At 75.2% G+C, this 8,588-nt stretch carries 9 protein-coding genes; all 9 read right to left on the reverse strand.

The genetic code is table 11. The features are described from left to right. A partial coding sequence (gene secF / locus VM242_03980) for a protein translocase subunit SecF (protein ID HVM04311.1) occupies positions 1-1,107 on the reverse strand: 1,107 nt, incomplete at its 3' end. After that, positions 1,107-2,708 carry a protein translocase subunit SecD gene (secD, locus tag VM242_03985; GenBank protein HVM04312.1) on the reverse strand — a complete coding sequence of 534 codons (1,602 nt, stop codon included), beginning with the start codon at positions 2,706-2,708 and terminating at the stop codon, positions 1,107-1,109. The genes secF and secD, both read right to left, overlap by 1 nt. Before the next feature lie 2 nt (positions 2,709-2,710). Then, a complete protein-coding gene (yajC, locus tag VM242_03990) occupies positions 2,711-3,094 on the reverse strand; it encodes a preprotein translocase subunit YajC (protein HVM04313.1) in 384 nt (127 codons plus the stop codon). Between the two features lie 90 nt (positions 3,095-3,184). Then, positions 3,185-4,303 carry a tRNA guanosine(34) transglycosylase Tgt gene (gene tgt, locus VM242_03995; protein ID HVM04314.1) on the reverse strand — a complete coding sequence of 373 codons (1,119 nt, stop codon included), beginning with the start codon at positions 4,301-4,303 and terminating at the stop codon, positions 3,185-3,187. Continuing rightward, positions 4,300-5,307 (reverse strand): tRNA preQ1(34) S-adenosylmethionine ribosyltransferase-isomerase QueA, encoded by a 1,008-nt coding sequence (queA, locus tag VM242_04000; protein HVM04315.1) that lies wholly within the window; start codon positions 5,305-5,307, stop codon positions 4,300-4,302. Before queA ends, tgt begins: the two co-directional genes overlap by 4 nt. Positions 5,308-5,417: 110 nt before the next feature. Beyond that, a complete protein-coding gene (gene ruvB / locus VM242_04005; GenBank protein ID HVM04316.1) occupies positions 5,418-6,449 on the reverse strand; it encodes a Holliday junction branch migration DNA helicase RuvB in 1,032 nt (343 codons plus the stop codon). A gap of 3 nt (positions 6,450-6,452) precedes the next feature. Then, positions 6,453-7,037: a Holliday junction branch migration protein RuvA gene (gene ruvA, locus VM242_04010; protein ID HVM04317.1), complete on the reverse strand. Its 585-nt coding sequence runs from the start codon at positions 7,035-7,037 to the stop codon at positions 6,453-6,455. Further along, complete coding sequence (gene ruvC, locus VM242_04015) at positions 7,034-7,531, reverse strand: crossover junction endodeoxyribonuclease RuvC (protein HVM04318.1); 498 nt, start codon at positions 7,529-7,531, stop codon at positions 7,034-7,036. The genes ruvA and ruvC overlap by 4 nt, the downstream gene beginning before the upstream one ends. A 150-nt stretch (positions 7,532-7,681) precedes the next feature. After that, positions 7,682-8,173 carry a peroxiredoxin gene (locus VM242_04020; GenBank protein ID HVM04319.1) on the reverse strand — a complete coding sequence of 164 codons (492 nt, stop codon included), beginning with the start codon at positions 8,171-8,173 and terminating at the stop codon, positions 7,682-7,684. Positions 8,174-8,588 lie beyond the last annotated feature (415 nt).

The following is an 8,588-nucleotide window of genomic DNA, read 5'->3' on the forward strand; positions in this document are numbered from 1 at the left end:
AGGGCGGTTGGCGGCGGGTCGGGCCGCCACCCGGGGAGCGGCGGCGGCCACCCCGCCGCCCGAGCGGTCGGAGGCCGTTGCGGTGCCGACGGACGGCGTGACCCCGCCGGCGGCGGCGGCGGCCGGGGTGAGCGGCGGGGCCGAGCCCCTGGCCAGGACCCGGGCCTTGATCGACGCGTAGCGGGGCTCGCGCTCCTTGAGCAGCGCCAGCAGGGGCGAGGCGATGAAGATCGACGAGTAGGCGCTGGCGGCCAGGCCGACCAGGAGGGCGAGGGCGAAGTCCTCCAGGGTGGCGGCGCCGAGGAGCCGGCCGCCCACCACGAGGAGGGACAGGATGGGCAGCAGGGCCGTGATCGACGTGTTCAGCGACCGCATGAGCACCTGGTTCAGCGACAGGTCCACCATGTCGCCGTACGTCATCCGCCCGGACGAGGCGAGGCCCTTGGTGTTCTCCTCGATCTTGTCGAAAACGACGATGCCGTCGTAGATCGAGTAGCCCAGGATGGTGAGCAGGGCGATCACCGTGGCCGGCGTCACCTCGAAGCCGGACAGGGAGTAGACGCCGACGGTGACGAGGATGTCGTGGAACAGCGCGACCAGCGTGGCGATCGCCATCTTCCACTCGAAGCGCAGGGTGACGTAGAGGGTGATCGCCAGGAGGAAGAACACGAGCGCCCGGCGGGCCTTGTTGGTGATCTCCTCACCCCACGTCGGCCCCACCTCGTTGACGCTCACCTGCTCGGGCCCGACCCCCGCCAGCTCGGCCAGACGGTTGGTGACGTCGTCGCGGTCCTCGGGGTTGTCCTCCAGTTCGGCCTGGACGCGCACGGTGTCGCCGCCCAGGATCTGCACCTTGGCATCGGCCAGGCCCACCGGCTCGAGGGCGTCGCGGGCCTCCGTCACCGACACGCCCGGCGCCTCGACCTCCCACGCCGTGCCGCCCTCGAAGTCGATCCCGAAGTTCAACCCCTGGGCCACCAGCGAGACCAGCCCGGCGGCGATCACGGCGCCCGACAGGATCGCCCACAGCCGCCGGCGCCCGACGAAGTCGATCGACGTCTCCCCGTTGTACAGCCGCGTCCAGATCGACCGCTTGCGCTCGGCCATCACGCCCCCCGGGCCGGGCTGGCGGCCAGCCCCCGGGCGACGCCGAGCCAGCGGGCCTCGGTGAAGAGGCGGTTGCGGCCGAGCAGGATGACGAGCGGGCGGGTGAAGAAGTAGGCGACCACCACGTCGAGGATGGTGGACAGCCCGAGGAAGAAGGCGAAGCCGCGCACCGAGCCGACGGTGAGCAGGTAGAGCAGGCCGGCGCCGATGAAGGAGGCGACGTCGGCGGTCAGGATGGTGCGGAACGCCCGGCTGAAGCCCCGGTCGACCGACGAGCGGATGGTCTTGCCCGCCCGGACCTCGTCCTTCAGGCGCTCGAAGTACACGACGTACGAGTCCACCGTGACGCCGACCGAGATGATGATGCCCACGGCGCCGGCCAGGCTCAGGGCCAGCCCGCTCGTCTCCCCGAGCAGCGAGATGATGGACCACATCAGGGAGGCCCACACGCCCAGGCCGAGGATGACGACGACCCCGAGGGCCCGGTAGTAGAGGATCATGTAGACGAGGACGAGGCCGAGGCCGACCAGGCCGGCGGTGATGCCCGCCGTGAGCGAGTCCTTCCCGAGGCTGGCGGACACCGTCTGCACCGTCTCCGGCTCCAGCTCGACGGGCAGGGCGCCGTAGCGGAGGACGAGGGCGAGGTCCTTCGCCTCCTGCTCGCTGAAGCTGCCGCTGATGACGCCGCTGCCGCCGAACTCGGCCTGCTGGATCACCGGTGCGGACTTCACGACGCCGTCGAGGACGATGGCCACCTGCTTCTGGAGGTTGCGGGCGGCCAGCTCGTCGAACGCCTTGGATCCCTCGCCGGTGAGGGTGAAGCTGACCCGCCACCCCTGGGTGGGGTCGAACTCGGCCCGGGCCGACTTCACGGCCGTGCCGGTCAGCTCCGACGGCCCCAGCAGGTACCGGTTGCGCACCTCGCCGCGCACGATCTCCTCCAGCACCACCTGCTTGGTGGGGTCGTCCTCCTCCCGCGGCGTCGTCGGGATGTCGCCCGCCTGCGTGGGGGCCGGCGTCGTCGTGGCGGTGGACGGGTCGGCCGGCGCAGCCGTGGGATCCGGAGTGGCCGGGGCGGTGGTGGCCGTCGTCGTGTCCGTCTGGGCCAGGCGGAGCGTGGCCGAGCCCGCCGGCGCGGTCGTCGCGGCGGCGGGCGCCGTGGTCGTCGGCGCGTCGCCCCCGGGGGGCGCGGTGGTGGTCGACGCGTCCGCTCCGGCGGGCGCCGTCGTCGGAGGCGTGGGCGCGTCGGGACCGCCGAGGGCGGTGATCACCGGCCGGAAGCGCAGCTCGGCCGTCTGGCCGACGATGTCCAGCGCCCGGGCCTGGTCCTTCACGCCGGGGAGCTGCACGATGATGTTGTCGCCCTGGCGGCTGATGTCGGGCTCGGCCACGCCCAGGGCGTCGACCCGGTTGCGGATGATCTCGATGGCCTGGCTCAGGGCGCCCGAGGAGACCTCCTTCTCGGGCCGCAGCACGACGGAGGCGCCGCCCTGGAGGTCGAGGCCGAGCTGCGGCTCGTTGCCGGCGGCCACGGTCCCGCCCACGGCGCCGAGCGCCACCAGCACCATGAGCGCGAGGGACAAGCCCGGTCCGCGGCGCATGATCAGCGGCTACCGCCGTCGACCGGTTCGTTGCTGTCGGTGACGTCGGTGACCCCGGTGACCTCGGTGGCGTCGGTGGCGTCGGTGGCGTCGTGAGCGTCGTGAGCCGGACCGGAGCCGACGGCCGGCATGCCCTCCTCGCCCACCCGGGCGTTGACGGCCAGGCGGAGGATCCGCATCTCGACGCCGGGGGCCACCTCGATGCGGGCGACCTCGTCGTCGAGGCCCACGATCCGGCCGAAGATCCCCCCCGCCGTGACGACCTCGTCACCCACCTCCAGGGAGCGGACCAGCTCCTGCTGGCGCCGCACGCGCTGCTGCTGGGGCCGGATGAGGACGAACCACATCAGACCGAACGTGATGACGAGGAACACCAGCTGGGCCATGGCGACGCCTGGGTCGAGGGAAGGGGCGGTCGAGAAGCGTAGCGCGAGGGGGCGACCGCACGGTGGGCGCCGACGGGCCGGTCGGGGCGATCAGGGAGTCAGGGGGGCCCACACCGCCGCGACCTCCGACCGCACCTCGTCGAGCCGGCCCGCCACCACGGCCGAGCGCACCCGCCCCACCAGGGCGAGAACCCAGGCCAGGTTGTGGAGCGTGAGCAGCCGGGCGGCGCCCGGGTCGCCCATGCGGAGGAGGTGCCGGAGGTAGGCGCGGGACCAGCGGGCGCACACCGGGCACGGGCACGCCCGGTCGAGGGGGGCGTCGTCCCGAGCGTGGCAAGCGTTGCGCAGGTTGAGCCGTCCCCCGCCGGTGAGGACCGTCCCGTGGCGGGCCAGGCGGGTCGGGAGCACGCAGTCGAACAGGTCCACGCCGAGGGCCACCGCCTCGACCAGGCCCACCGGGTCGCCCACCCCCATGAGGTAGCGAGGGGCCGTGGCGGGCAGGACGGCCACCGCCGCGGCCAGCGCCCTCAGCATGTCGTCGCGCCCCTCCCCCACCGACAGGCCGCCCACCGCGTAGCCGTCGAAGCCGATCTCGACCGTGCGCTCGCCGCTCTCGGCCCGCAGCGCCTCGTCGGCGCCGCCCTGGACGATCCCGAACAGGGCCTGGCCCTCCCGCCGGCGGGCCGCCCGCGACCGGGCGGCCCACGCCGCCGTCCGGTCGACGGCCAGGCGGACGACCTCCGGCGGCGACGGCAGCGGCGGGCAGACGTCCAGCACCATGGCGATGTCGGCGCCCAGCCGCTCCTGGACCTCCACCGCGCCCTCCGGGGTGAGCCGGTGCGACGACCCGTCGTAGGTCGATCGGAAGGTGACGCCGTCGTCGTCCACCGACGGCTTGAGGGAGAACACCTGGTAGCCGCCCGAGTCGGTGAGCACGTGCCCCCGCCACGAGGCGAACCCGTGGACGCCGCCGAGGCCGGCCACCACGTCGGCGCCCGGGCGCAGCATGAGGTGGTACGTGTTGGCGAGGACGACCTCGGCGCCCAGGTCCTCCAGGTCGGCGCTCGACACCGCCCGCACCGCGCCCCGGGTCCCCACGGGCATGAAGCACGGCGTGCGGAACGTCCCCCGGGCGGTGGTCACGACGCCCGCCCGGGCCGCCCCGTCGGTGGACTCGACGTCGATGCGCAGGGCGCCGCCCGCCGTCACCGGGCGGCGGCCCGGCCGACGAGCATGGCGTCGCCGAAGGACAAGAAGCGGTAGCCCTCGGCCCGCGCCGTGGCGTAGAGGCGCCGCCAGCCCGGCCCGGCGAAGGCCTCCAGCAGGAGCAGCAGCGTCGAGCGGGGCAGGTGGAAGTTGGTGAGGAGGACGTCGACCACACGGAACGGGTAGTCGTCGCGGATGAACAGCCGGGTGGCCCCCGAGCACTCCCCGCTGGCCGCCGCCGACTCCAGGGCCCGGACGGTGGTGGTGCCGACCGCCACCACCCGGCGGGCCGCCGCGCAGGCGGACAGGGTCGCGGCGGGCACGTCGTAGCGCTCGGCGTGCATGACGTGGTCCTCGGCCCGGGAGGCGGTCACCGGCCGGAAGGTGGCGAGGCCGACGGCCAGGTCGACGGTGCGGACGTCGGCGCCCCGCTCCCGGCACCGGTCCAGCACCGCCTCGCTCAGGTGGAGGCCCGCCGTCGGGGCGGCCACCGAGCCCGCCGTGCGGGCGTACACGGTCTGGTAGCGCTCGGGGTCGTCCAGCTCGGTGGTGATGTACGGGGGCAGGGCGAGCACGGCGTGGCCGTCGAGGTCGCCGAGGGCCCGCACCTTGCGCGAGCCGTCGTCGCGGCCGGTGGGCTCGCCCACCTCCACCAGGGCGGGCGCCCCCGGCGCGGTGGCCAGGCGGGTGCCGGGCGGGACCCGCCGGGCGGGCCGGACCAGGGCGTCCCACTCCCCGGGCGCCGGGCCCGGCTCCAGCAGCAGGACCTCGACCTGCCCGCCCGTCTCCTTGCGCAGCCGCAGGCGCGACGGGCGCACCCGGGTCTCGTTCACGACCAGCACGTCGCCGGGGCCCAGCAGGTCGGGCAGGTCGCGGACGGACCGGTGCTCGGGCGCGGTCTCGGTGTCGAGGGCGACGAGGAGGCGGGCCGACTCCCGGGGATCGGCCGGCACCTGGGCGATGGCCGACGGCGGCAGGTCGTAGTCGTACGCGGCCATGTCGCCCATCGAGCGGCAGCGTACGGGCCGGGGGGCCCGCACCGGCCGTGCCCGGCACCGGCTGGGCGGCCGCGGTCAGGCGCACCGGCCGTACGGCGGCACCGGCTGGGAGGCCGGGGTCAGGCGTCGTCGAAGAGGACGGCGGCGGCCTGGGGGGCGGCCAGGCCCAGGTGGCGCCAGGCGGCGGGCATGGCGACCCGGCCCCGGGGCGTGCGCTTGAGCATGCCGAGCTGGAGCAGGAACGGCTCGTACACGTCCTCGAGGGTCTCCGTCTCCTCGCCGATGCTCACGGCCAGGGTGGAGAGGCCGACCGGGCCGCCGCCGAAGCGCGAGCACAACGCCGACAGCACCGACCGGTCCACCTTGTCGAGGCCCAGGTCGTCGACGCCGAACAGCGCCAGCCCGGCCGCCGCCGTCGGCTCGCTGACGACGCCGTCGCCCCGGACCTCGGCGAAGTCCCGCACCCGCTTGAGCAGGCGGTTGGCGATGCGGGGGGTGCCCCGGGAGCGGCGGGCCACCTCGTGGGCGCCGCCCCGGTCGGCGGGCACGCCCAGGATGCGGGCGGCCCGCTCGACGATGGTGACGAGCTCGTCCACCGGGTAGTGGTCGAGGCGGGCGACCAGCCCGAAGCGGTCCCGGAGCGGGCCGGTGAGCAGGCCCGTGCGGGTGGTGGCGCCGACCAGGGTGAACCGGGGCAGGTCCAGGCGGATCGAGCGGGCGGCGGGGCCCTTGCCGAGGACGATGTCGAGCTGGAAGTCCTCCATGGCCGGGTAGAGGACCTCCTCCACGGGCCGGCCCAGGCGGTGGATCTCGTCGATGAACAGCACGTCGCCGTCGTGCAGGTCGGTGAGGAGGGCCGCCAGGTCGCCGGCCCGCATGAGGGCCGGTCCCGAGGTGACCCGCATCCCCACCCCCATCTCGGCCGCGACGATGCCGGCGAGCGACGTCTTGCCCAGGCCGGGCGGGCCGGCGAAGAGCAGGTGGTCGACCGACTGCGAGCGCCGGCGGGCCGCCTCCAGCACGATCTCCAGGTGCTCCTTGAGCTGCTCCTGGCCCACGAACTCGGCCAGCCGGCGGGGCCGGAGGGTGGCCTCCTCGGCCTGCTCGGCGGGATCGGCGACCGCCGCGCCCAGGATCTCCTCGCGGGGCACCGGCTACCTCGCGCCGGCCATCTGCCGGAGGGCGGAGGTGAGCAGCTCCTCGACGGTGCCGGCGTCGGGCAGGGCCCGCAGGGCGTCGCGCACCTCGTCGGGCCCGTAGCCGAGACCGGCCAGTGCGGCCCGTACCTCGGCATGGGGACCCGACCCGGCGCCGGTCGCCGGGAGGTCGTCGAGCGGGAGGTCGAGGCGGGACTGGAGCTCGATGAGGAGCCGGGCCGCCGTCTTGCGCCCGACGCCGGGGACGGCGGTGAGCGCCGCCGCGTCGTCGGTGGCGACGGCCCGGCGCAGGGAGTCGGGCGACAGGGCGGACAGGATGGCCATGGCCAGCGCCGGGCCCACGCCATGGGCCCCGATGAGGGCCTCGAAGCAGCGGCGGGCGTCGGCGTCGGCGAAGCCGTAGAGGACGATGGCGTCCTCCCGGACGTGGGTGTGCACGTGGAGGAACAGCGGCTGGCCCGGCGCGGCGGCGCCGACGACGGCGGGCGGCACCGCCACCCGGTAGCCCACGCCGCCGACCTCGAGCAGGACCTCGCTCGGAGCGGGCCGGTCCAGCACGACGCCCCGCAGCGAGCCGATCACCGGCCCGCCTCCAGTCGCCCGAGCCGGGGGGCGGCCGCCAGGTGGCACAAGGCGAGGGCGAGGGCGTCGGCCGCGTCGGGCGGCTGCGGGCGGTGGGGCAGCCCGAGCAGCGTCTGGACCATGCGCTGCACCTGTTCCTTGGTGGCGGCGCCGTAGCCGGTGACCGACGCCTTCACCTCGTTGGCCGTGTACTGGACCACCCGGCAGCCGGCGGCGGCGGCCGCCGCCAGGGCGAGGCCGCTGGCCTGGCCCACCGACATGGCGGTGCGGACGTTGGTCTGGAAGAACACCCGCTCGACGACCACCACGTCGGGGCGGTGCTCGTCGATGAGCGCCCTCAGCTCGCCGGCGAGGGAGGCCAGCCGGGCGGGGAGCGGGTCGGCCGGAGGCGTGGTGATGACGCCGGCGCCCACCGCCTCGTACGCGGCGCCCTCGCGGCGCACCAGCCCGTAGCCGCAACGGGAGACCCCCGGATCGATGCCCAGTGCGAACATTCGTTCGCAGGGTAGCGGACGTTCCGCCCCGGGAGGTGGATCCCACCCGCCCCCGCCGACGGAGCCGGGGCGAGGTGCCAGGGCACCAGCCACAGGCGCCCCGGGAGCCGCGCCTCCCCCAGGCGGGGCGAGCGCCCCGCCATGGGCCGGCTATTCGCGGGTCGAGCGGTGAGTGGCGGGCAGGGCGGCGGCCGCCCGCACGGCGGCCACCAGCTCGTCGGTCGGGCGGTAGGTCAGGCCGTGGGACGAGCGGTGCGCGTAGCGCACGACGCCCTCGGCGTCGATCACGAACACCGACCGCTTGTAGTAGCCGAGGGGACCGACCAGCCCGTAGGCCCGGCCCACCGCCTTGTCGACGTCGGACAGCAGCGGGAAGGCGATCCCGTGGCGCCCGGCGAAGCGCTCGTGGGCGGGGACGTCCTGGGGGCTGACGGCCAGCACCTCGGCACCGAGGCCGGCGAACTGGTCGAGGTCCGCGCTGTAGCTGACCAGCTGGGTCGTGCAGACGGGCGTGTCGTCGTGGGGGTAGAAGACCAGCACGACGACCCCGCCGCGGTGGTCGGCCAGGGCGTAGGGGCGCCCGCCGGGCGTGCCCGCCAGCGTGAAGTCGGGGGCGACGTCGCCCACGGAAGGAGCGGCCAAGATCAGTCCTCCGCCCGTTCGGCCGGCCCGTCGCCTCGCACCGGGCCAATGTACGGGAGGAAGCGGCGGTCGCGGCCTCGCCCCCGTGAGCGTCCGGGGCCCGCGCGGCCGGTCACCGAGGCGTGCGAGCGCCCGGGGGGACCGGGCCAGGCTCCCGCCCCCCGTTCGGCGCACGGCTCGGCGCGTGGGTCGAGCCCCGCGTTCGAGGGCTGCCGTCGCCTCGTTCTGGCCCGGGCACGCCTGCCCACCGCGCACCGTCGACCGCGTGGAAAAAATCTCCTCGCCAGTGGTTAGAACGCCACGCGCCGTGGCAATACACCCTGCCGCCAGAGGACCAGTCAGCACGGGCTGGTCACCGATCAACGGGGGGCATGGAGATGTTCGACGGCGGACCTCGATTCGACGGCACGCGCGC

Source organism: Acidimicrobiales bacterium (assembly GCA_035540975.1).
Lineage (GTDB): Bacteria > Actinomycetota > Acidimicrobiia > Acidimicrobiales.